The organism is Rhodococcus sp. OK611 (assembly GCF_003050885.1).
Lineage (GTDB): Bacteria > Actinomycetota > Actinomycetes > Mycobacteriales > Mycobacteriaceae > Rhodococcus_G > Rhodococcus_G oryzae.
On record NZ_QAOZ01000001.1, the window covers coordinates 354,201 to 377,099 of the forward strand.

Here is a 22,899-nt window from a genome sequence, read left to right on the forward strand (position 1 = left end):
CGCCGAGCGCCGATTGCGAACCCACCCCCCAGGTCAGCGCGTAATTCCGGTGGGTTATGCGAGTCCGTTCTCGACGTCGTCCCTGACCCGCTCCGCGGCCTCGCGAAGCGCGGAAACAGACGGCCCGTTCCGCAAAATGTCCCGAGAAGTGTTGGGCAGCAACAACTCTCGTGAATCGCGGAAAATCTCTGCCAGATCGGCCACGGTGGCGCCCTGTGCGCCCAGTCCGGGCGCAAGAATCGGCCCGGAAAATTCCGATAAATCCAATCCGTGTCCGCGTGTCGCGCCGACCACCAGGCCCACCGTGTCCCGGCCGTCCCGGTTCTGCGCCACTGCCGCGTCGACGATCGATTGCGCGACCGACACGCCCTTACCAGCAGAAACAGCCGACAGGTCGGCAGCGTCGAGCTGATCACCCAGCAACCGAGCCCCCTGCAACTGCCCACCCTCCGGATTGGAGGTACGGGCGAGCACGAAGAGCCCGCGGCCGTGCTCGGTCGCCAACTCGACAGCGGGCTCGAGCGCGCCGAACCCGAGATAGGGCGAGACCGTCACCGCGTCCGACGCCAGCGGCGCCTCCTTGCCCAGCCAGGCCTGCGAGTACGCCGCCATGGTGGAACCGATGTCGCCCCGCTTGGCATCGGCGATGACCAGCGTGCCCGCCGCGCGCACCACCGAGATGGTCCGCTCGAGCACCGCGTACCCGGCCGACCCGTAGGCCTCGAAGAAGGCCACCTGTGGCTTCACCAGCGCCACGTCGCCGACGAAGGCCTCCACGCATATCTCCGCGAAGGTCTCGACGCCCCCAGCGGTCTCTGGGAGCCCCCACGCCCGCAGCAGCGAAGGGTGCGGATCGATGCCCACACACAGCCGGCCCCGGTCCGCGATCGCGGACCGGAGCCGGCTGCCCCAGCTGTGCTGACTCACTTCTGTCCCGGCTCGCGCAGCGCCGCGTGCAGGTCCTGCAGCGAGCGCACACCGATATCGCCCCTGATACCGGCCTCGATGCCCTGGACCGCCGCCGAGGCGCCCTGGACGGTGGTGATGCACGGGATGTTCACCGACACCGCCGCGCTGCGGATCTCGTAGCCGTCCACGCGGGGACCCGAGTTGCCGTACGGGGTGTTGATCACCATGTCCACCTCCCCGGCCTTGATCTGGTCGACGATGGTGCGCGCGCCCTCCGGCAGGTCCTCGCCGGACTGCTTGTGCACCTCCTCGCAGGCGATGCCATTACGCCGCAGCACGTCCGCGGTGCCCTCGGTGGCCAGGATCGTGAAGCCGAGGTCGGCGAGCCGCTTGACCGGGAAGATCAGCGACCGCTTGTCCTTGTTCGCGACCGAGACGAACACCACGCCGCTGGTGGGCAGCGAGCCGTAGGCGGCGGTCTGGCTCTTGGCGAACGCGGTACCGAAGTCCGCGTCGATGCCCATCACCTCGCCGGTGGACTTCATCTCCGGGCTCAGCAGGGTGTCGACGCCGGTGCCGTCCGCCTTGCGGAAGCGGTTGAACGGGAGCACCGCCTCCTTGACCGCGATCGGCGCGCCGGCCGGGGTGTTGCCGCCGTCCCCGGTGGCGGGCAGGACCCCGCTCGCGCGCAGGTCCGCGATGGACTCGCCGAGCATCACCCGGGCGCAGGCCTTCGCCAGCTGCACCGCAGTGGCCTTGGACACGAACGGCACCGTGCGGCTGGCGCGCGGGTTCGCCTCGAGGACGTAGAGGATGTCGTCCTTGAGCGCGTACTGCACGTTCAGCAGGCCCTTGACCCCGATGCCCTTGGCCAGTGCCTCGGTCGAACGCCGGACGTTCTCGAGGTCGGCCTTGCCGAGCGTGATGGGCGGCAGCGCGCAGGCCGAGTCGCCGGAGTGGATCCCGGCCTCCTCGATGTGCTCCATCACGCCGCCGAGGTACACCTCGGTGCCGTCGCACAGCGCGTCGACATCGATCTCGACCGCGTCTTCCAGGAACCGGTCCACCAGCACCGGGCGGTCGTCGGAGATCTCGGTGGCCCGAGAGATGTAGTCCTGCAGCGACTTCTCGTCGTACACGATCTCCATGCCGCGCCCACCGAGCACGTAGGAGGGGCGCACCAGCACCGGGTAGCCGATGCCGCCCGCGATCTCGCGGGCACCATCGAACGTGGTGGCGGTGCCGAACTTCGGCGCGGGCAGGCCCGCCTCTGTGAGCACGCGGCCGAACTCGCCGCGATCCTCGGCGAGGTCGATGGCCTCGGGACTGGTGCCGACGATCGGGACGCCCGCGGCCTTGAGCCGCTTCGCCAGGCCGAGCGGGGTCTGGCCGCCGAGCTGGACGATGACGCCTGCGACCGTGCCCGACGCCGACTCGGCGCGGTAGACCTCGAGGACGTCCTCGAAGGTCAACGGCTCGAAGTACAGCCGGTCCGCGGTGTCGTAGTCCGTGGAGACCGTCTCCGGGTTGCAGTTGACCATGACGGTCTCGTAGCCGGCCTCGGAGAGCGTGAGCGCGGCGTGCACACAGGAGTAGTCGAACTCGATGCCCTGACCGATGCGGTTCGGGCCCGAGCCCAGGATCAGCACCTTGGGCCGCTCGGTCTGCGGCGCGACCTCGGACTCCGCCTCGGGATCGAGCTCGTAGGTGGAGTAGTGGTACGGCGTCTTGGCCTCGAACTCGGCCGCGCAGGTGTCGACGGTCTTGTAGACCGGGCGGATCTTGAACGCGTCGCGCAGTGTGCGGACCGCGTCCTCACCCTCCTGGCTGTCACCACCGAGACCCGGGCGCAGCGAGGCGATCTGGCGGTCGGACAGGCCGTGGTACTTGGCCTGACGCAGCAGCGCCTCGTCGACGACCTCGGCCGCGCGGACCTGCTCCCCCAGCTCGTGGATCTGCTGGAACTGATCGAGGAACCACGGGTCGATCTTGGTGGCTTCGAAGAGCTGCTCGATGGTCGCGCCGAGCGCGAACGCCTTCTCGATGCCGTACATCCGGCCGTCCTGCGGCACGCTGAGGTCCGCGAGCAGGGCGTCCAGGTCGTCGACCTCGAGCTCGGGCCCGGTCCAGTAGCCGGCCCGCTTGGTCTCGAGCGACCGCATGACCTTGCCGAAGGCCTCGGTGAAGTTGCGGCCGATCGACATCGCCTCGCCGACCGACTTCATGGTGGTGGTCAGGGTGCCGTCGGCGCCGGGGAACTTCTCGAACGCGAAGCGGGGCGCCTTCACCACGACGTAGTCGAGGGTCGGCTCGAAGCAGGCCGGGGTCTCGCCGGTGATGTCGTTGACGATCTCGTCGAGGGTGTAGCCGATGGCCAGCTTCGCGGCCATCTTCGCGATCGGGTAGCCGGTCGCCTTCGACGCCAGCGCCGACGAGCGCGACACGCGGGGGTTCATCTCGATGACCACGAGGCGGCCATCGGTCGGGTCCATCGCGAACTGGATGTTGCAGCCACCGGTGTCGACGCCGACCTCGCGCAGGATGTCGATGGAGAGGTCGCGCATCTTCTGGTACTCGCGGTCGGTCAGCGTCATGGCCGGGGCCACGGTCACCGAGTCGCCGGTGTGCACGCCGACCGGGTCGACGTTCTCGATCGAGCAGATGATGACCACGTTGTCGCGGCCGTCGCGCATCAGCTCGAGCTCGTACTCCTTCCAGCCGAGGATGGACTCCTCGATGAGAACGTTCGCGGTGGGCGAGGCGGCAAGTCCGCCGCCCGCGATGCGGGTGAGGTCTTCCTCGTTGTACGCCATGCCGGAGCCGAGGCCGCCCATGGTGAACGAGGGCCGCACGACGACCGGGTAGCCGAGCTCGGCGACGGTGTCGTGGACTTCCTCCATCGTGAAGCAGACCCGCGAGCGCGCCGACTCGCCGCCGACCTTGGCGACGATGTCCTTGAACTTCTGCCGGTCCTCGCCGCGCTGGATGGCATCGAAGTCGGCGCCGATCAGCTCCACGTCGTACTTCTCGAGGATGCCCTGCTCGTGCAGCGCGACCGCGGTGTTCAGCGCCGTCTGGCCGCCGAGGGTGGCGAGCACCGCATCGATCTTGTGGCCCTGCTCGGCCTCGCGGGCGATGACCTTCTCGACGAACTCCGCGGTGATCGGCTCGACGTAGGTGGCGTCGGCGAACTCGGGGTCGGTCATGATCGTGGCCGGGTTGGAGTTGACCAGCGACACGCGCAGGCCCTCCTCACGCAGGACACGACACGCCTGGGTGCCCGAGTAGTCGAACTCGCAGGCCTGTCCGATGACGATCGGTCCGGAACCGATCACCAGGATGTGCTTGAGATCTGTGCGACGTGGCATTACTTCTTGACTCCCTCGAGCAGGCTGGTGAAGCGGTCGAACAGGTAGGCGGCGTCGTGCGGGCCCGCCGCGGCCTCGGGGTGGTACTGCACCGAGAAGGCCGAGTCGTCGAGCAGGCGGACGCCCTCGACGGCGCCGTCGTTGGCGCAGGTGTGACTGATCACGGCGCGGCCGAACGGGGTGTCGAACTCCTGGCCCGCCTCGCCCTCGAGCGCGAACCCGTGGTTCTGCGCGGTGATGGCGATCCGGCCGGTGCCGTGCTCGATCACCGGGATGTTGATGCCGCGGTGGCCGAACTTCATCTTGTAGGTGCTCAGACCGAGCGCGCGGCCGAGGATCTGGTTGCCGAAGCAGATGCCGAACAGCGGCAGGCCCTGGCCGAGCACCTCCTTGGTCAGGTGCACCGCGCCGTCGGCGGTGGCCGGGTCGCCAGGGCCGTTGGACAGGAACACTCCGTCCGCGCCGAGGTCGAGAATCTGCTCGAGGCTCGCGTTCGAGGGCAGCACGTGCACCCGGATGCCGCGCTGGGCGAACATCCGCGGGGTGTTGGTCTTGATGCCCAGGTCGATGGCCGCGACCGTGAACCGGGCCTCGCCGCCGACCGGCTCGATGATGTAGCCGTTGTCGGTGCTGACCTCGCCCGCGAGATCGGCGCCGAGCATCGACGGCTGGTCCTTGACGGCCTGCAGCATGGCGGCGTGGTCGGTCAGCGCCGCGCCGGAGAAGACCCCGGCCCGCATGGAACCGCGGGTGCGCAGGTGCCGGACCAGTGCCCTGGTGTCGATGCCCGCGATCCCGACGATGCCCTGGCGGACGAGCTCGTCCTGCAGCGACCCGGTGGCGCGCCAGCTCGAGGTGCGGCGCGCGGGATCGCGGACCACGTAGCCGGCCACCCAGATCTTGTTGGAGTCGCCCGAGGCCTGACGGCCAGCGCTCAGCGCCTCACCGTCCTCGCCGTTCCAGCCCGTGTTGCCGATCTGCGGGGCGGTGGCGACCACGATCTGGCGGTGGTAGCTCGGATCGGTGAGGGTCTCCTGGTAGCCGGTCATGCCGGTGCTGAAGACCGCCTCGCCGAGGGTCTGGCCGACCGCACCGAAGCTGGTGCCGCGGAAGATCCGCCCGTCCTCGAGGACCAGGGCCGCCGGTCCTGTGCCGCTCGCTGATTCAAAGCTGTCACTCACGCGTTCTCTCCGTTCACCCATGCCGGGTACACACTCTTGTCGTCTCCACGGAATCCGGTGTCGATCTCCGTTCCGGTGGGCAGCTCCCACCGGATCACCAGGACCCCGTCCTTGCTCATGACCTTGCCTGCGAGCCCGCGTTCGGTCCGGATCGCCCGGATCGAGGACTGCGGGATCCAGATCGCCGAGGCGCCGTCTCGTTCGAGCAGCACACCCTTCTCGTGCCTGCTGATATCGCCGGTCGCGCGGAAGCCGATGTCCCCGACCGCGATCCGGTCCTGCCAGCTGGGCGCGAGGGTGCTGCCCACGTACAGGCCGCTGCTCGGCGGGATCAGCTGCGCGCCCAGGTCGGCTGGCACCGCGGGCAGCTCGCCGATCGCGTCCGCCTGACGGCCGGCCCGCTTCTTCCAGCCCCGGTACATCAGCGCCACCATCAGCGCCCAGAACAGGAGGAAGCCGACGGTCAGCAGGATCCGGTCCGTGCTCATGCGCGCACCTTCCCGTCCAGGACGGTGACCCGGCCGCGCAGCAGGGTGGTGGTGACCCTGGCGCCGAACGTCATCGCGTCGAACGGGCTGTTCTGCGCGATCGACGCCAGTTCCGGTGCCCGCACCGTCCATTCGCGATCCGGGTCCACCAGCGTGAGATTGGCCGGCTCGCCGACCGCGATCGGTCGGCCCTGATCGCTCAGTCCGACGATCTCGGCGGGCCGCTCGCTCATCACCCGGGCCACGCCGCGCCAGTCCAGCAGGCCGGTCTCGACCATCGTCTGCGCGACGATCGCCAGCGCCGTCTCCAACCCGAGCATGCCGGGCCTGGCGGCCGAGAACTCGCAGCACTTGTCCTGCTCGGCGTGCGGGGCGTGGTCGGTGGCGACGCAGTCGATGACGCCGTCGGCCAGGCCCTGTCGCAGCGCGGCGATGTCGCTGGGTTCGCGCAGCGGCGGGTTCACCCGGTTCACCGCGTCGTAGGTCTCCAGCCGGGAGTCGTCGAGCAGCAGGTGATGCGGGGTGACCTCAGCGGTGATCGAGATGCCCTGTCCGCGTGCCCACTTCATCAGCTCGACGGTGCCTGCGGTGGAGGCGTGGCAGATGTGCACGCGGGCACCTGCATCGCGGGCCAGCAGCGCGTCGCGGGCGACGATGGACTCCTCCGCGGCCCGGGGCCAGCCGGCCAGGCCGAGCCGGGCGGCGGTCGGACCCTCGTGCGCGACGGCACCGACGGTCAGCCGCGGCTCCTCGGCGTGCTGGGCGATGAGGACTCCGAGCGCGCTCGAGTACTCGAGTGCCCGGCGCATGATCAACGGGTCGTACACGCAGTGGCCGTCGTCGGAGAACATCTTGACCTTGCCGATGCCCGACGCCATGGTCGCCATCTCGGCGAGCTGCTTGCCCGCGAGCCCGACAGTGACCGCGCCGACCGGATGGACGTCGACCAGGCCGACCTCCTGTCCCCTGCGCCACACGTGGTCGGTGATCACGACTGAGTCGGCGACCGGGCTGGTGTTGGCCATCGCGAACACTGCGGTGTAGCCGCCGAGCGCCGCGGCGGACGACCCGGACTCGATGGTCTCGGTGTCCTCACGACCGGGTTCGCGCAGGTGCGTGTGCAGGTCGACGAAGCCGGGCAGCAGCACCTGGCCGGCCGCCTCGATGACCTCGGCGCCCTCGGGTGCGTCCAGTCCGGCGCCGATCCCGCGGATCTCACCGTCGGAGATCAGCACGTCCTGCGGCTCACCCTCGCCGTAGATGCGCGCCCCGCGGATCAGGATGTCACCGCGGGCGAAGCCTCGGGAAATGTCCTGGCTCACAGCGCCACACCTTCCTCAGTACCGACCAACAACCCGAACAGGACAGCCATGCGAATGTGAACTCCGTTCGTAACCTGCTGCAGCACTGCAGCTTTCGGTGAATCCGCGACCGCCGACGCGATCTCCATGCCGCGCAGCATGGGACCCGGGTGCAGCACAACGGCGTGTTCGGCGAGCATGCCCAGCCGCTTCTCGGACAGCCCGTAGGTGATCGAGTACTCGCGCGGCGACGGGAAGAACCCGCCGTTCATGCGCTCGGCCTGCACCCGCAGCATCAGCACCGCATCGACGCCGGGCAGCTCCGCGTCCAGCGAATGCGACACGGTCACCGGCCAGCTCGACACCCCCACCGGCAGCAGCGTGGGCGGCGCGACCAGCACGACCTCCGCGCCGAGCGTGGAGAGCAGGAAGGCGTTCGACCTGGCCACCCGGCTGTGCAGGATGTCGCCGACGATCGCGACCCGCTTGCCCGCGATGGAGCCGAGCCGCTGTCGCAGGGTCAGCGCGTCCAGCAGCGCCTGGGTGGGGTGCTCGTGCGTGCCGTCACCGGCGTTGATCACGGCCGGGCCGTCATCGCCGTCCGCGGTCCACTCCGCGATCCGGTGCGCCGCACCGGAGGCCGGGTGCCGCACGATCAACGCGTCCGCCCCCGCGGCCCTCAGGGTCATCGCGGTGTCCCGCAGCGACTCGCCCTTCGACACCGAGGAACTGCTGGCGCTGACGTTGATCACGTCGGCGCTCATCCACTTGCCCGCGACCTCGAAGGACACCCTGGTCCTGGTCGAGTTCTCGAAGAACACCGTCATCACGGTGCGCCCCCGCAGCGTCGGGAGCTTGCGGACCTCGCGGCCCAGGAGGGCCTGCTCGAATCGTTCGGCCTCGTCGAGCAGACCTGTCGCGCTCTCGAGGGTCAGATCCGAAACCGACAACAGATGCTTCACAGATTCGGCTCCCCGCTCGCCTTGTTCACGCCGCCGCTGAGCGTCACGCTGTCGACCCCGTCGTGTTCGACCAACTGCACCTTCACGTCCTCGGTGCGCGCGGTCGGCACGTTCTTGCCGACGAAATCGGCCCGCAGCGGCAGCTCCCGGTGGCCGCGGTCGACCAGGACCGCGAGCTGCACGGCCTTCGGCCTGCCCAGGTCACGGAGCGCGTCGAGCGCCGAGCGCACGGTCCGCCCGGAGAACAGCACGTCGTCGACGAGGACCACGAGCGCCTGGTCCACACCGCCTTCGGGCACCGAGGTGCGCTCGAGCGGACGGTGCGGCTTGGTCCGCAGATCGTCGCGGTAGAGGGTGATGTCGAGCGAGCCGGTCGGGGGGCGGACACCCGAGAACTCCTCGATCTTGTTCGCCAGGCGGTTGGCGAGGGTGGTGCCGCGCGTCGGGATACCGATCAACACCACTCGGGGCGGGTCGGTCTCGGCGTCGAGCGCGGTCTTCTCGATGATCTGGTGCGCGATCCGCGCGATCGTCCGACCAACGTCGGCAGAAGAGAGCAGCTCCCTGGTGACAGGGTGATCCTGGGCCGATGAATCGGCGGAGGATGGCTCGGGCGTGAGCAAGCTGGACCTCCTTCTCCGCCTCTCTGGACGGATCGTTAAAGGATGTCTGACGCCCGCCAGCCTATCAGCGCGGTGACCAGGAACCCGACGCGGTTCGGGGTGTGCTGAGCCACAGTCGAACCCCCGTTTCGACCGTTTCCCGGCCCGGACGACGAACGCCGCGGACCGTGATCGGTCCGCGGCGTTCGCGTGTCGTTCGGCGCCGGGTCAGGCGTCGGTGCCCGGCTCGGGCGTGGCCTCCGTGCGCTGCGAGGTGGCGGCCGCGGCGGCTCGCACCTGCGGCGCGACGAGCACCACCTGACCGAGTACCCCGTTGATGAATCCCGGCGAGTCGTCGGTGGACAGCTCCTTGGCCAGCTCCACGGCCTCGTCGACCGCCACCACAGGCGGCACGTCGGTGGCGTGGAAGAGCTCCCACACGGCGATCCGCAGGACCGCGCGGTCCACCGCGGGCAGACGCTCGAGTGTCCAGTCCTGCAGGTGGTCGGCGATGACCCGGTCAAGCCGGTCGAGGTTCTCCGCGACCCCGGTCACCAGGGTGACGGTGTAGGGGTTCACCGGGGCGACGGCGTCGTCCGTACGGGCGAGCTCGGCCCGCTCGGTGGCGAGATCGACCGGATCGAGGTCGCGCGCCTCCGCCTCGAAGAGGAAATCGACTGCGCGCTTACGGGCCTTGTGCCTGGCCCCGAGCTTCTTCTGACTACCGGACACGCTACGAAGTCACGCGGCCCAGGTAGTTGCCGTCCCGAGAGTCGATCTTGAGCTTGTCGCCGGTGTTGACGAACAGCGGGACCTGCACCTCGGCGTCCGTCTCCAGGATCGCGGGCTTGGTGCCACCGGTCGAACGGTCGCCCTGCAGGCCCGGATCGGTGTGCTTGACGACGAGCTCGACCGTGACCGGCAGCTCGACGAACAGCGGCGCGTCCTCATGGGTCGCGACCTGGACCTGCATGTTCTCCAGCAGGAAGCGCGCGCCGTCGCCGACGGTGGCCTCGCTGATCGAGATCTGGTCGTAGGTGTCGCCGTCCATGAATACGTAGTCGCTACCGTCGTGGTACAGGTACGTCATGTCGCGACGGTCGACGGTCGCCGTCTCCACCTTGACGCCCGCGTTGAAGGTCTTGTCCACGTTCTTGCCGGAGAGCACGTTCTTGAGCTTGGTCCGCACGAACGCGGGGCCCTTGCCCGGCTTCACGTGCTGGAACTCGATGATCTGCCAGAGCTGGCCCTCGATCTTCAGCACGAGCCCGTTCTTGAAATCACTGGTGTCAGCCACTTACTTCGCGTCTCCTTCAGACGATTACGAGATCTTTGGTGGTGAGGGTGAGGAGCTCGGGCTCCTGCTCGCGAACAACGAGCGTGTCCTCGATCCTGACGCCTCCGCGACCGGAGAAGTACACACCGGGCTCGACTGTTACCGCAGCACCGGCTAGCAGTGTACCGGTGCCGAGCTTGCCGATTCCCGGTGCTTCGTGGATCTCCAGCCCGACGCCGTGCCCGAGACCGTGCAGGAACAGCTCCCCGTAACCCGCGGCCTCGATCACCGACCGGGCCGCGGCGTCCACCGCGGCGACCTCCGTGCCCGGTGCGAGGGCGGCCCGGCCCGCGGCCTGCGCGGTCGCCACGAGCTCGTACACCTCGCGCTGCCAGTCCGCCGCCGCACCGAGCACGAACGTCCTGGTCATGTCCGAGTGGTACCCCTCGACCGTTGCCCCGAAGTCGAGCTTGACGAAGTCCCCTGCGGCCAGCGTGGCGTCGGTCGGACGGTGGTGCGGGATCGCCGAGTTCGCGCCCGCCGCGACGATCGTCTCGAACGAGATGCCGTCCGCACCGTGCTCGAGCATCAGGAACTCCAGTTCCCGTCCGACTTCCCGCTCGGTCCGGCCCTGTCGCAGTCCCCCGCGCTCGATCAGGACCGCGAGGGCGAGGTCGGCCGCCGCGCACGCTCGCCGCAGCAGCCCCACCTCGTGCTCGTCCTTGACCATGCGGAGCCGCTCCACCAGCCGCGGCGCCCGGATCATCTCGAGTGACGGAGCCAGCTCCTGCCAGGCGGCGAGCTCGTCCACGGTCACGACGTGGCTCTCGAACCCGAGCCGCACCGGGCCGGCATCGGTGTCGGCGCAGCGACCGATGAGGTGCCCTGCGCTGGAGCGGTCGATCACCGCCTCGAGGTCCGGCACCTGCTCGCCGACCTGGATCAGGTACCGGCCGTCGGTGCACATGAGGGTCCGAGACTCGGCACCCGGTTCGTCGCGGGCGTCGACGAGCAGCGCCGCATTCGACCCGGTGAACCCCGTGAGGTACCTGATGTTGAGCAGATCGGTCACCAGTAGCGCCTCGACGCCCCAGTCGGTGAGCAGTGTGCGCAGCGCGGCCCGGCGGGACCCGTGATCGACGGTCGACATGAGCCCAACCTACGGCAGCGTCCGGCCCCCGCGAGGGCCCTCGCGACGCCAGGTGTGGGTTAGGCCACAGGTCCCATTGAGCGGTCGTTACGCTGTCGGCATGAACTCGTGGCTTCTTCGTGGTCTGGGTATGGCGTCGGTGCATGTCGTGACGAGGGTGGTGCTCGGACTCGCGGTCACGCAGTGGCCCCTGCACGGATCGTCACTACGGTGGGTCTCGCTGGCGTTCGTGGTGCTGGTCGCACTGCTCTGGGGCGGTCTCGACGGCATCAGGGACGCGCGCACCGCGGTGGACGAGGAGTCGGGCGCGGACCTGACCATGATGTGGCTCAAGGCCGCCGCCGTCGCGGGCGTGCTGGCGGGCGCGGTGTCCTGGCTGATCGGCGTCACCACCGGCATCGCGCTCGGCGACAACACACTGTTCTTCGAGCTCACCTCCGGAGCCGCCTTCACCATCCTGCTCGTCTTCCTGCCCGCGATGCTCGCGGTGACGGTCGGACGCTTCCTGGTGCGGCGCGAGGCCCGCAAGTCCGGAGCGACCGCAGCCCCCGCCGCGGCAGGCGCCGCGGGCGCGTACGCGAGCGAACAGGACTACGACGTGGTCGAGGCCGCGGAGGAGAACTACGAGGCCTCCGAGTGGGCCTCCGAACACGGCACCGGCCAGGGTTACTACGAGACCGATCAGGGCTACTACGAGAACGACCAGGCCGGCAGGCAGCAGGCCGACGACCAGACCTCGGGCGGCGGTCGCCACTACGTCGACGACGCCCCCACCGAGGTCTTCGAGGCGATCAAGCCCGAGAACGGCAAGTAACGCAGCTCCACTGCCCGTGCGCGGGTCTCACCCCGATCGGGGTGAGACCCGCGCACGGGCGCGCAGCGCTATCTCTCGGCGAGGAACCTCAGCGCGAGCGGGTATCCCGCGACGCCGCACCCGACGATGACGCCGGTCGCGATCGCGCTCAGGTACGAGTGATGCCGGAAGTCCTCGCGGGCGTGCACGTTCGAGATGTGCACCTCGACCAGTCCCGCCTCCAGCTCGGCGCAGGCGTCCCGCAGCGCGATCGAGGTGTGGGTGAGCGCTCCTGCATTGAGCACCACCGGTTCACCCGCGTCGGCGGCATCGTGGATCCAGCCGAGCAGCTCGGCCTCGCTGTCGGACTGGCGGACAGTCACCTCGATGCCCAGCTCCACCGCGGTCGCCTCGCAGAGCGCGACCAGATCGGCGTACGTGGTTGCGCCGTACACCTCGGGCTGCCGCTTGCCGAGCCGTCCGAGGTTCGGTCCGTTGAGGACCTGCACCCTCACAGCAGCACCGTGCCGCCGGTGCCCGGCTGGTCCTCGCGGGCCACCGCGGAGTAGGCGGCCGCGAGCAGCGTCGGGTCCGGGCCCTCGAGCCGTCCCGGCTTCGCCAACCCGTCCAGGACGACGAACCGCAGCATGCCCGCCCGGTTCTTCTTGTCCGTCTGCATGCCCTTGACCAGGTCCGCGAAGGCGGACGCATCGTAGGTGGTGGGCAGGCCGACGCTCTCGAGGATGGTCCGGTGCCGTTCCGCGGTGGCGTCGTCGAGCCGGCCGGCGAGCCGGCCCAGCTCGGCGGCGAACACCAGGCCGACCGACACCGCCGCACCGTGGCGCCAGCGGTACTTCTCGCGGCGCTCGATCGCGTGGCCGAGGGTGTGTCCGTAGTTGAGGATCTCGCGCAGGTCCGACTCCTTGAGGTCGGCGGCGACGACCTTCGCCTTCACCTCAACGGACCGGCGGATCAGCTCGGGCAGCACCTCGCCGGTCGGGTCGAGGGCCGCCTCGGGGTCCCGCTCGATGAGGTCGAGGATCGTCGGGTCCGCGATGAACCCGGTCTTGATCACCTCGGCCATGCCGGCGACGATCTCGTTACGCGGCACCGTCTCCAGGGTCGCCAGGTCGATCAGCACCGCGGACGGCTCGTGGAACGAGCCGACCAGGTTCTTGCCCGCATCGGTGTTGATGCCGGTCTTGCCGCCGACGGCCGCGTCTACCATCGCGAGCAGCGTGGTGGGCACGTGCACGATCCGCACGCCGCGCATCCAGGTGGCCGCAACGAACCCGGCCAGGTCGGTGGCCGCGCCGCCGCCGAGGCTCACCACGGCGTCGCTGCGGGTCAGCCCGATGCGGCCGAGCACCTCCCAGCAGAAGCCCGCGACGGCGAGGTCCTTGCCGTCCTCCGCGTCCGGGATCTCGACGCGATGGGCGTCGATGCCCTTCGCCGCCAACGCGGCGCGCACCGCCTCCGCGGTCTGCGCGAGCGGCGGCTGGTGGAAGATCGCGACGGTCCTCGTGCCGATCAGTTCGTCCACCAGTTCACCGAGCAGTCCACGGCCGATGATCACCGGGTAGGGACTGGCGGTCTTGACCTCGACGCGTACGGGTTCGGTCACTGTCTGCTTCTCCGCTTCTGTGCGCTGCTGCTGTATCGCTTCTGCCTGGGTGCTGCCACCGCTCTACCCCAGTTTGGAGACGAGCTGCTGCACCACGCGGGCCGGACTGCGCCCGTCGGTGCGGACCCGGATGGTGGCCACCTTCCGGTACAGCGGTCGCCGCCGCCGCATCAGGTCCCGGTACTTCTGGCGTGGATCGCCACCGTTGAGGAGGGGCCGGGAGGTGTTGGTCCCGGTCCGCTTGAGGCCCTCGGCCACGCTGATCTCCAGGTAGACGACCGTGTGGCCGACCAGCCGGGCGCGGGTGGTATCGGACAGGATCGCGCCACCGCCGAGCGAGACGATGCCCGTCTGCTCGGCCAGCGCGCGCCGGACCATGTCCTCCTCCAGCGCGCGAAACGCCGGTTCCCCGTCCTGCGCGAAGATCTCCGGGATGGACTTGCCCGCTTCGCGCTCGATGGCGGCGTCGGTGTCGAAGATCTCGACGTCCAACGCCCGCGCCAGTCGTTTCCCGATGGTGGACTTACCGGCGCCCGGCGGTCCGATCAGGACTGCCCGTGGAGTCACCTCGACAGGCGTTCCCGGACCGAGGCGAGGTATCCGCCGATATTGCGCATCGTCTCGTCGACCGAGTCGCCGCCGAACTTCTCGAGCGCGGCCTGCGCGACCACCAGGGCCACCATCGACTCCGCGACGACGCCCGCGGCGGGGACCGCACACACATCGCTGCGCTGATGGATGGCGACGGCCTCCTCGCCGGTGGACATGTCGACGGTCGCGAGCGCCCGCGGCACGGTGGAGATCGGCTTCATCGCCGCCCGGACCCGCAGCGCCTCGCCGTTGGTCATACCGCCCTCGAGGCCGCCTGCGCGGTTGGTCGACCGCAGCACGCCGTCCGGGCCGGGGCGCATCTCGTCGTGCGCGGCGCTGCCCCGGCGGCGGGAGGTCTCGAAGCCGTCGCCGACCTCGACACCCTTGATGGCCTGAATGCCCATCAGCGCGGCGGCGAGTCGCGAATCGAGCCGGTTCTCACCGCTGATGAACGACCCCAGCCCGACGGGCAGGCCGTGCACGATCACCTCGACGACACCACCGAGGGTGTCGCCGTCCCGCTTGGCCGCGTCGATCTCCGCGATCATCGCGGCCTCCGCCTCGGCGCCGAAGGCGCGCACCGGGCTGGCGTCGATGTCCGCGAGGTCGTCGGGTCCGGGGACCGGTGAGTCGGCGGGGCCGGAGGCGGTGCCGATGGAGATCACATGGGAGATCACCTCGACGCCGAAGACCTGACGCAGGAAAGCGCGGGCCACGGTTCCTGCCGCGACGCGGGCCGCGGTCTCGCGGGCGCTGGCCCGCTCCAGGACGGGACGGGCGTCGTCGAATCCGTACTTGAGCATGCCGGAGTAGTCGGCGTGGCCCGGGCGCGGACGGGTCAGCGGTGCGTTGCGCGCGAGGTCCTTGAGAAGCGCCTCGTCCACCGGGTCGGAGGACATGACCGTCTCCCACTTGGGCCACTCGCTGTTCGCGACCTCGATGGCGATGGGGCCGCCCATCGTGCGACCGTGCCGGACGCCGCCGACCATCGTCACGACGTCCTTCTCGAAGCTCATGCGGGCACCGCGGCCGTAGCCGAGGCGACGGCGGGCGAGTTGGGACGCAATGTCCTCGGAGGTCACCTCGACCCCGGCGACCATCCCATCCAGGAGGGCGACGAGGGCGGGACCATGGGATTCTCCGGCAGTTATCCAGCGCAGCACGCCGCCCATCTTTTCACGAAACGTAGGCGTCAACGCACACCGGCCCGGTCCCCGGCTAGCCGCCCACGGCCAGGCTCAACGCCAGCAGCGTCGACAGGCACATCGACGGCCCGTGCGCGAGCGTGCGGCCGCCCCGCCCGAGGGCAAGGGCACACCCGCCGACCAGGGCCGTCAGCGCCACCGCACCGACCGCCGCCGCCAGCCACGCCTTGGCGCCCACCGCACCCGCAGCGGCGCCGAGCCCGAGGGCCAGCTTCACGTCACCGCCGCCCATCGCGGCCGGGGACACGAGGTGCACGACAAGGTAGAGACCGGCCAGCATCGCCGCCCCCACCAGGGCCGCCATCCCCCGGCCCACCAGCACCGAAGCAAGGAACACCGCGCAGGCTCCCGGCAGGGTGAGCTCGTTCGGCAGCCTGCGCTCCCCCAGGTCGACAACGGACAGGCAGACGCACCACCAGAGCAACGCGCAGGCCGCGGCGGCCGTCAGCGGCGGGCAGGCGAGTCCGGCCGCGACGAAGCCGACGATCAGGACCGCGACCCACCAGCGCGACATCGCCGCGGTGAAGCGACGCAGGAACCGCCGCGTCGCGACGCCGGTGAGCAGTCCCGCCAGGCCGAGCAATCCGATTCCCATGCCCCGACGCTGCCACCGTAGGGCGCCTGGACAGGCCCCACGGGTGTCGATTCCGACCGTGCTGGGGATGGATCCGGAGCTGTGGAGAAATGTCGCGTCAGCGCGCGACCGCGGCCGCCATCTCCCCGCGCGGGGCGGGGCGGCCGGTGAACTGCTCGACCTGACCGAACGCCTGGTTGAGCAGCATCCGCAGGCCGTCGACCACGGTCCCGCCCGCGGCCTGGACCGCCGCGGCGAGCGGGGTCGGCCACGGATCGTAGATGGCGTCGAAGACCACCGGCGCCTGCGCGACCGCGTCGGCGAACGGCGCGATCGCGTCCGCGGGCACGGTACTGACCACCGTCGCCGCGTCGGCACACGCGGCGGCCAGCGCATCGGTATCGAAGCCGAGGTGGCGGGCCCGCAGGCCCATCTCCGACGCACAGGCCAGCGAGGCCGCCGCCCGGTCGGCAGAGCGCGCGACGACGGTCACCGCGTCGACACCGAGGTCCGCCAGCGCGCGCAGCGCCGGCCGCGAGGTCCCGCCCGCGCCGATCACCACCGCGCTCGCGCCGCCCAGATCGGTGACCCCGACCTCTGCGAGTGCGCCGGTCACGCCGTCCACGTCGGTGCAGTCCGCCCGCCAGCCGCCCTGCACCCGGACCAGGGTGTTGGCCGAGCCGACCTGTACCGCGCGCTCGGTGCGTTCGGTCGCGTACTCGAGGGCGGCGACCTTGCCGGGCATGGTGACCGAGAGCCCGACCCATTCCGGGCCCAGCCCGTCGACGAGCCCGGGCAGCTGCTCGCCGGTGCACTCGATCCGGTCGTAGGTCCAGCCGGTCAGGCCGAGGGCGCGGTACGCCGCCAGGTGCAGCAGCGGCGACTTGGAGTGTCCGATCGGCTTGCCAAGGACCGCGGCCTTGCGTGGCAGGTCAGCGCCCACTGTCGAGGATCCCGCTCGCCAGCGCCTTCTTGCTGTTCTCGAGGTGCTCGGTGTAGCTCTTGGTGAACAGCGTGGTGCCCTTGTTGTCGATCGTGACGAAGTACAGCCAGTCGCCCGCGGGTGCCTTCTCCACGGCCTCCACGGCGCCGATGCTCGGCGACGAGATCGGGGTCGCGGGCAGTCCGTCCATCGCGTAGGTGTTCCACGGGGTGACCTTCGCGCGGTCGCCGTCGGTGGTCGCGAGCTCGGTGGTGTCGAGCGCGTAGTTGACCGTCGAGTCCAGCTCGAGGCGCTGTGGCGCGGCGAGCCGGTTGACGATCACGCGCGCGACCTTGCCGAAGTCGTCCGGCAGCGACTCCCGTTCCACCAGCGACGCCGCGACGAGCAGGTCGTAGGGACTCAGCCCGACGGCGTTCCCCGCGCGGTCGATGCCGGTGGCCTCGTACTTGGCCGCGCTCCCGCTGACGAGGGTGGTCAGGATCTCCGCCGCCGACTCCCTCGGGTCGAAGTCCCACTTACCCGCGGCGATCAGGCCCTCGAGCTGCCGGGTTCGGTCCGGAACCGACTTGACCCGAGCGGCGGCCCAGTCGGGCACACCGAGCGCGGCGAGGTTCGGATTGGCGCCCGCCTCCTTGAGCTCGTCGACGCTCACGCACTTCTGCTGACCCGATGCGGTCGGCAGGCAGCTCGCCTCCGAGATGAGGGTGTAGATACCGCGCTTGGTCGCGCCGGTGTTCACGTCCTTGGTGTCGTGCAGCTGACGACCCTCGGAGATCACCAGCGCACCCACGCGGGAGTTCGGATCGACAAGGCCCGCGACGGCCTGCGCGGCCGGCACCTGGGACTTGAGGTTGTAGAAGCCGGGCTGCACCGACGTCATGGAATCGTTCTGGACGGCCGCGTTGAAGAACGCGGACGCGCTCGCCACGACATCCTTTTCGACCATCTCGGTGGCGATCTGGTCGGCGGTGTCACCGGGGTGCACCTGCACGACGACATCGGGCCCTGACTGACCCGCCTCGTAGTCCTCGGGCACGTCGACGCCGCCGAGGAGCTTCTTGCCGCCGACGTAGCCGACACCCACGATCAGCGCGAGGGCGCCGAGTCCGGCGATCGCGACCACGACCTTGCCCCTGCCCTTGCGTCCCGCGGCGCGCTCCCGTGCGCGACGCACTTCCGCGCGAGTCGGCTGCAACTCGGGCCCTCTCGACCGGGTATCGGTCACTCGCCGTCCTCCATCTGTGAGGGCAGGGCCTGCTCCGAGTGCAGTTCCCTGCTGCGCTGGTCCAACCATCCTTGCAAGATCGCCACGGCCGCGGCCTGGTCGATCACAGACCGCTGCCCCTTCGCCTTGACCCCGCTCTCGCGAAGGGCCCTGGACGCGGTCACCGTCGTGAAGCGTTCGTCGGTCATGCGAACCGGGATGGGCGCCAACCGATCCCGGAGCTGCGCGGCGAACTTCGAGGCGAGTCCGGCCGCGGTTCCGCTCTCCCCCCTCAGGGTTCGCGGTAATCCGACGATAACCTCGACGGCCTCGTATTCCGCGACAATCGCGGCGAGTCGCTCGATGTCCGACCGGTCGGCGCGGGACTTGGCCCGCGCCACGGTCTCCACCGGCGTGGCCAGGATCCCGTCCGGATCGCTGGCGGCGACACCGATCCGGACGCTGCCCACATCGACCCCGATCCGGCGACCCCGCCCCTGGTCGCCGGGCTGATCGGCCTCGCTCACCCGGCGATCTCGGCGACGCGGGCGCGCACTGCCGAGAGCGCGGCGGGGATTCCCGACGCGTCGCTGCCCGAACCCTGGGCCATCTCCGGCTTGCCGCCGCCGCGGCCGCCGATGCTCGGACCGAACGCGGCCACCAGGTCGCCGGCCTTGACGCCGAGGTCCTGCGCGGCCTTGTTGGCGCTCACCACGAACGGCACCTTGCCGTCGGCGGATCCGATCAGGACCACCACGGCGGGCTCGGTCCCGAACCGGCCGCGCACATCGGTGGTGAGGGTGCGCAGGTCGTTGCCCGCGACGCCGTCGGGGGCCTGCTCGGCGACCAGCAGCAGCCCGCCGATCCGCTCGGCCCGCTCCACGAACGCGCCCGCGCCTGCCAGCACCGCGGCCGCCTTGGTCTGCTCGAGTTCCTTCTCGGCCACCTTGAGCCGCTCCACCAGCTGCTCCACGCGCCCTGGCACCTCCTCGGAGGGCACCTTCAGCGCCGTTGCGACACCAGCGAGCAGCGCGCGTTCCTTGGCCAGGTACCGGTACGAGTCGAGGCCGACGAAGGCCTCCACGCGCCGAATGCCGGAGCCGACGGAGGACTCACCGAGCAGCGTGACCGGCCCGATCTGCGAGGAGTGCGCGACGTGGGTGCCACCGCACAGCTCCATCGAGAACGGTCCGCCGATCTCGACCACCCGGACCTCGTCGCCGTAGTTCTCGCCGAACAGCGCCATCGCGCCCATCGACTTGGCCTTGGCCAGGTCGGTGACGAACGTGTTGACCGGGTGATTGGCGGTGACGGCCTCGTTGGCGACGGCCTCGATGTCGTTGCGCTGGGCCTCCGACAGCTGGCCCTGCCACGAGAAGTCGAACCGCAGGTAGCCGGGCTTGTTCAGCGATCCGGCCTGAACGGCGTTGGGGCCCAGCACCTGTCGCAGCGCGGCGTGCACCATGTGGGTACCGGAGTGACCCTGGGTCGCGCCCGCCCGCCAGTTGGCGTCGACCTGCGCGAGGATGGCGTCGCCCTCGGTGATCTGGCCCTCCTCGACGGTGACCTTGTGCACCCACAGCTTCTTCGCGATCTTCTGCACGTCGCGCACCCGCACCCGCAGGCCGGGTCCGGTGATCACGCCGATGTCGGCGATCTGGCCGCCTGCCTCCGCGTAGAGCGGGCTGCGGTCGAGGATGACCTCGACGTCCTGGCCCACGGTCGCGGTGGGGATCCGGACGCCGTCGGAGATCAGCGCCAGCACGGTGGCCTCCGAGGTCAGCTCGGCGAAGCCGGTGAACTCGGTCTCGCCGCGGTCGACGAACTCCTTGTAGACGGTGAGGTCGGCGTGCGACTGCTTGCGGGCCCGCGCGTCGTCCTTGGCGCGCTGCCGCTGCTCGGCCATGAGCGACCGGAAGCCGTCCTCGTCGACGGTCAGGCCTGCCTCGGACGCCATCTCCAGGGTCAGGTCGATCGGGAACCCGTAGGTGTCGTGCAGGGCGAAGGCCTCGCTGCCCGCGATCACCTTCTTGCCCGCGGTCTTGACCTCATCGGCCGCCGTCTCGAACAGCTTCTCGCCGGAGACCAGGGTGCGACGGAACGCCGCCTCCTCGCCGACCGCGACAGTGAGGATCCGCTCGAAGTCGGTGTCGAGTACCGGGTAGGACGGCGCCATGGTGTCGCGCACGACCGTGATGAACTCGCGCATGCTCGGCTGCTCGGCGCCGAGCAGCTTGGCGGAGCGGACGATGCGGCGCAGCAGGCGGCGCAGCACGTAGCCGCGGCCGTCGTTGCCGGGGTTGACGCCGTCGCCGATCAGCATCGCAGCGGTGCGCGCGTGGTCGGCGATGACACGAAAGCGGACGTCGTCCTCGTGGCTGCCCGCTCCATATGGGCGCCCGGTGAGTTCCTCGGCCTTGGCGATGACCGGTCGCACGAGGTCGGTCTCGTAGACGTTGTCGACGCCCTGCAGGACCAGAGCAACCCGCTCGACGCCCATGCCGGTGTCGATGTTCTTCTTCGGGAGCACGCCGACCGGCTGGTGACCGAGCTTCGGGCTCAGCTCACCGCGAACGTCCTGCATGAACACGAGGTTCCAGATCTCGAGGTAGCGGTCCTCGTCCACGATCGGTCCGCCCTCCTTGCCGAACTCGGGGCCGCGGTCGTAGTAGATCTCCGAGCACGGTCCGCCAGGGCCGGGCACACCCATGTCCCAGTAGTTGTCCTTGCCGTCGCGGAACTGGATGCGCTCCTCGGGGATTCCGGCGACGCGACGCCAGATCTCCGCCGCCTCGGGATCCTTCTCGTAGGCGGTCACCCAGATGCGCTCGGGGTCGATTCCGTATCCGCCCTGGTCCAGCGGCTTGGTGATCAGCTCCCAGGCGAGCGTGATGGCGCCCTCCTTGAAGTAGTCGCCGAACGAGAAGTTGCCCGCCATCTGGAAGAAGGTGTTGTGGCGGGTGGTGACACCGACCTCCTCGATGTCGCCGGTGCGCACACACTTCTGCACGCTCGTCGCGCGCTGGTACGGCGGGGCTTGCTGGCCGAGGAAGAACGGCTTGAACTGCACCATGCCGGCGTTGACGAACAACAGGTTCGGGTCGTCGAAGATCAACGACGCACTGGCCACCTCGGTGTGACCCGCCTTGACGAAGTGGTCGAGGAATCGCCTGCGGATCTCGTGGGTCTGCACTAACCGGTCCTTACTTCATGGGCATACGTCATGGGCATCTGGAGATGAATATCCAGCTTAACGTGCCGAGGATGACGGGGTGCGCAGCGCTCGGGGCCGCGTCAACCCCGCACGATCCGCCGCAACTTGCCCACCCGCGCCGCGATCTCGCGCTCGGCGCCGTGCCCGGTCGGCTCGTAGTAGTCGACGCCGACCAACTCGTCCGGCGGGTACTGCTGCGGCAACACGCCGTCGGCGGCGTTGTGTGGGTAGCGGTACCCGACCGCGTTGCCCAGCTTCTCGGCGCCGGCGTAGTGACCGTCCCGCAGGTGCGGCGGCACCAGCCCCGACTTCCCCGCGGACACGTCGGCCATGGCCGCGCCGAGGGCGGCGATCACCGCTCCCGACTTCGGCGCGGTCGCCAGGTGGATCGTGGCCTGCGCCAAGGCGAGCCGGGCCTCCGGCATGCCGATGAGCTGGACGGCCTGCGCGGCCGCGGTCGCGGTCTGCAGTGCGGTCGGATCGGCCATGCCGATGTCCTCGCTCGCGTGCACCACCAGTCGGCGTGCGATGAAGCGTGGATCCTCGCCCGCGGTGATCATCCGGGCCAGGTAGTGCAGCGCGGCGTCCACATCCGAGCCGCGGATCGACTTGATGAACGCGCTGATCACGTCATAGTGCTGGTCGCCGTCCCGGTCGTAGCGCACGGCCGCCTTGTCGACACTCGCCTCGACGGTCTCGAGGTCGACCACGGCCGACCCGTCCTCGGCAGGCGAATCGAGCGCCGCGCCCGCGGCAGCCTCCAGCGCGGTCAGGGCACGCCGGGCGTCGCCCGACGCCAGCCGCACGAGATGGTCGCGCGCGTCGTCCGTCAGGCTGACCGAACCGCCCAGCCCCCGCTGATCCGCGACGGCCCGGTCGAGCAGCGCGCAGATGTCGGCCTCGGTGAGCGAGTGCAACTGCAGGACCAGCGACCGGGACAGCAGCGGCGACACGACTGAGAACGAGGGATTCTCGGTGGTGGCCGCGACCAACAGCACGATCCGGTTCTCCACCGCCGCCAGCAGCGCGTCCTGCTGGGTCTTGGAGAATCGGTGCACCTCGTCGATGAAGAGCACGGTCTGCTCCCCCGCGGTGAGCCGCCTGCGGGCCAGGTCGATCACCGCGCGGACGTCCTTGACGCCCGCCGACAACGCGGACAACGCCTCGAACCGACGGCCGGTCGCCCGCGAGATCAGGGAGGCCAGGGTGGTCTTGCCGGTGCCGGGCGGCCCGTAGAGCATCACCGACGCCGCGCCCGAGCCGTCCACGAGCCTGCGCAGTGGCGCGCCGGGTCCCAGCAGATGTCCCTGCCCCACCACCTCGTCGAGGCTCACCGGCCGCATTCGGACCGCGAGCGGCGCGTCCGGGCGCACCGGCGGCAGGCCCGCGGTCACCGGCCCCGCGTGATCCGCGGGTTCCCCCGGGGCGGCGAACAGCCCCGTGTCCGCGCCACCGTCGGTTGATCCCAGCCAATCGCTCACGTGTCGACGCTACTAAAGGGCACCGACGCGGGT

At 70.1% G+C, this 22,899-nt stretch carries 20 protein-coding genes and 1 pseudogene; 1 reads left to right on the plus strand and 20 read right to left on the minus strand.

The window, feature by feature from the left end:
- Nucleotides 1–54: 54 nt before the first annotated feature.
- The 10 genes from pyrF to C8K38_RS01525 all read right to left on the minus strand — a co-directional run bounded on the left by pyrF (nt 55) and on the right by C8K38_RS01525 (nt 11,237).
- Nucleotides 55–927: an orotidine-5'-phosphate decarboxylase gene (pyrF, locus tag C8K38_RS01480; RefSeq protein ID WP_097209895.1), complete on the minus strand. Its 873-nt coding sequence runs from the start codon at nt 925–927 to the stop codon at nt 55–57.
- The gene (gene carB, locus C8K38_RS01485; protein ID WP_097209896.1) at nt 924–4,277 is read right to left on the minus strand and encodes a carbamoyl-phosphate synthase large subunit; all 3,354 of its coding nucleotides are present in this window, start codon (nt 4,275–4,277) and stop codon (nt 924–926) included. The genes pyrF and carB overlap by 4 nt, the downstream gene beginning before the upstream one ends.
- Nucleotides 4,277–5,458: a glutamine-hydrolyzing carbamoyl-phosphate synthase small subunit gene (gene carA / locus C8K38_RS01490; RefSeq protein ID WP_257016985.1), complete on the minus strand. Its 1,182-nt coding sequence runs from the start codon at nt 5,456–5,458 to the stop codon at nt 4,277–4,279. Before carA ends, carB begins: the two co-directional genes overlap by 1 nt.
- Entirely contained in the window at nt 5,455–5,946 is a 492-nt protein-coding gene (locus C8K38_RS01495) for a PH-like domain-containing protein (protein ID WP_097209897.1), read from the minus strand. Before C8K38_RS01495 ends, carA begins: the two co-directional genes overlap by 4 nt.
- A complete protein-coding gene (locus tag C8K38_RS01500; protein ID WP_257016986.1) occupies nt 5,943–7,268 on the minus strand; it encodes a dihydroorotase in 1,326 nt (441 codons plus the stop codon). Before C8K38_RS01500 ends, C8K38_RS01495 begins: the two co-directional genes overlap by 4 nt.
- Nucleotides 7,265–8,209 carry an aspartate carbamoyltransferase catalytic subunit gene (locus tag C8K38_RS01505; protein WP_077041500.1) on the minus strand — a complete coding sequence of 315 codons (945 nt, stop codon included), beginning with the start codon at nt 8,207–8,209 and terminating at the stop codon, nt 7,265–7,267. The genes C8K38_RS01500 and C8K38_RS01505 overlap by 4 nt, the downstream gene beginning before the upstream one ends.
- Nucleotides 8,206–8,832, minus strand: coding sequence for a bifunctional pyr operon transcriptional regulator/uracil phosphoribosyltransferase PyrR (pyrR, locus tag C8K38_RS01510; RefSeq protein WP_097209898.1), 627 nt, complete (start codon nt 8,830–8,832; stop codon nt 8,206–8,208). Before pyrR ends, C8K38_RS01505 begins: the two co-directional genes overlap by 4 nt.
- A 207-nt stretch (nt 8,833–9,039) precedes the next feature.
- A complete protein-coding gene (gene nusB / locus C8K38_RS01515) occupies nt 9,040–9,543 on the minus strand; it encodes a transcription antitermination factor NusB (protein WP_097209899.1) in 504 nt (167 codons plus the stop codon).
- 1 nt (nt 9,544) lies between these two features.
- Nucleotides 9,545–10,108: an elongation factor P gene (gene efp, locus C8K38_RS01520; protein ID WP_077041498.1), complete on the minus strand. Its 564-nt coding sequence runs from the start codon at nt 10,106–10,108 to the stop codon at nt 9,545–9,547.
- A 16-nt stretch (nt 10,109–10,124) separates the two neighbouring features.
- On the minus strand, nt 10,125–11,237 hold the full coding sequence (locus tag C8K38_RS01525) for a M24 family metallopeptidase (protein WP_097209900.1): 1,113 nt from the start codon (nt 11,235–11,237) through the stop codon (nt 10,125–10,127).
- A gap of 100 nt (nt 11,238–11,337) precedes the next feature.
- Here C8K38_RS01525 and C8K38_RS01530 point away from each other — a divergent pair, with 100 nt between their 5' ends.
- Nucleotides 11,338–12,051, plus strand: coding sequence for a B-4DMT family transporter (locus C8K38_RS01530; RefSeq protein ID WP_179800410.1), 714 nt, complete (start codon nt 11,338–11,340; stop codon nt 12,049–12,051).
- 68 nt (nt 12,052–12,119) lie between these two features.
- Here the strand turns inward: C8K38_RS01530 and aroQ are convergent, their stop codons facing one another.
- The 10 genes and pseudogenes from aroQ to C8K38_RS01575 all read right to left on the minus strand — a co-directional run bounded on the left by aroQ (nt 12,120) and on the right by C8K38_RS01575 (nt 22,866).
- Nucleotides 12,120–12,545 (minus strand): type II 3-dehydroquinate dehydratase, encoded by a 426-nt coding sequence (aroQ, locus tag C8K38_RS01535; protein WP_097209902.1) that lies wholly within the window; start codon nt 12,543–12,545, stop codon nt 12,120–12,122.
- Entirely contained in the window at nt 12,542–13,654 is a 1,113-nt protein-coding gene (gene aroB / locus C8K38_RS01540; RefSeq protein ID WP_179800411.1) for a 3-dehydroquinate synthase, read from the minus strand. The genes aroQ and aroB overlap by 4 nt, the downstream gene beginning before the upstream one ends.
- A gap of 63 nt (nt 13,655–13,717) precedes the next feature.
- Nucleotides 13,718–14,221: a shikimate kinase gene (locus tag C8K38_RS27010; protein WP_179800412.1), complete on the minus strand. Its 504-nt coding sequence runs from the start codon at nt 14,219–14,221 to the stop codon at nt 13,718–13,720.
- Complete coding sequence (gene aroC / locus C8K38_RS01545) at nt 14,218–15,417, minus strand: chorismate synthase (RefSeq protein ID WP_179800413.1); 1,200 nt, start codon at nt 15,415–15,417, stop codon at nt 14,218–14,220. The genes C8K38_RS27010 and aroC overlap by 4 nt, the downstream gene beginning before the upstream one ends.
- A 46-nt stretch (nt 15,418–15,463) precedes the next feature.
- A complete protein-coding gene (locus tag C8K38_RS01550) occupies nt 15,464–16,045 on the minus strand; it encodes a prepilin peptidase (protein ID WP_257016987.1) in 582 nt (193 codons plus the stop codon).
- Nucleotides 16,046–16,142: 97 nt separating this feature from the next.
- The gene (locus C8K38_RS01555; RefSeq protein WP_097209903.1) at nt 16,143–16,967 is read right to left on the minus strand and encodes a shikimate dehydrogenase; all 825 of its coding nucleotides are present in this window, start codon (nt 16,965–16,967) and stop codon (nt 16,143–16,145) included.
- Nucleotides 16,957–18,165, minus strand: a pseudogene (locus tag C8K38_RS01560) (endolytic transglycosylase MltG); the annotation flags it as partial. The gene C8K38_RS01555 and the pseudogene C8K38_RS01560, both read right to left, overlap by 11 nt.
- 23 nt (nt 18,166–18,188) lie before the next feature.
- Nucleotides 18,189–18,698, minus strand: coding sequence for a Holliday junction resolvase RuvX (ruvX, locus tag C8K38_RS01565; protein ID WP_097209905.1), 510 nt, complete (start codon nt 18,696–18,698; stop codon nt 18,189–18,191).
- Nucleotides 18,695–21,364: an alanine--tRNA ligase gene (gene alaS, locus C8K38_RS01570; RefSeq protein ID WP_097209906.1), complete on the minus strand. Its 2,670-nt coding sequence runs from the start codon at nt 21,362–21,364 to the stop codon at nt 18,695–18,697. The genes ruvX and alaS overlap by 4 nt, the downstream gene beginning before the upstream one ends.
- Before the next feature lie 101 nt (nt 21,365–21,465).
- Entirely contained in the window at nt 21,466–22,866 is a 1,401-nt protein-coding gene (locus tag C8K38_RS01575) for a replication-associated recombination protein A (RefSeq protein ID WP_097209907.1), read from the minus strand.
- Between the last annotated feature and the right edge of the window lie 33 nt (nt 22,867–22,899).

Excerpts from the sequence above, each read along its gene's own strand:
- carB (WP_097209896.1), bottom strand. The coding sequence starts at position 4,277 with ATGCCACGTCGCACAGATCTCAAGCACATCCTGGTGATCGGTTCCGGA.
- C8K38_RS01525 (WP_097209900.1), bottom strand. The coding sequence starts at position 11,237 with ATGTCGACCGTCGATCACGGGTCCCGCCGGGCCGCGCTGCGCACACTG.
- C8K38_RS01550 (WP_257016987.1), bottom strand. The coding sequence starts at position 16,045 with ATGGGAATCGGATTGCTCGGCCTGGCGGGACTGCTCACCGGCGTCGCG.
- aroC (WP_179800413.1), bottom strand. The coding sequence starts at position 15,417 with ATGGGCGGCGTGCTGCGCTGGATAACTGCCGGAGAATCCCATGGTCCC.
- C8K38_RS01495 (WP_097209897.1), bottom strand. The coding sequence starts at position 5,946 with ATGAGCACGGACCGGATCCTGCTGACCGTCGGCTTCCTCCTGTTCTGG.
- C8K38_RS01530 (WP_179800410.1), top strand. The coding sequence starts at position 11,338 with ATGAACTCGTGGCTTCTTCGTGGTCTGGGTATGGCGTCGGTGCATGTC.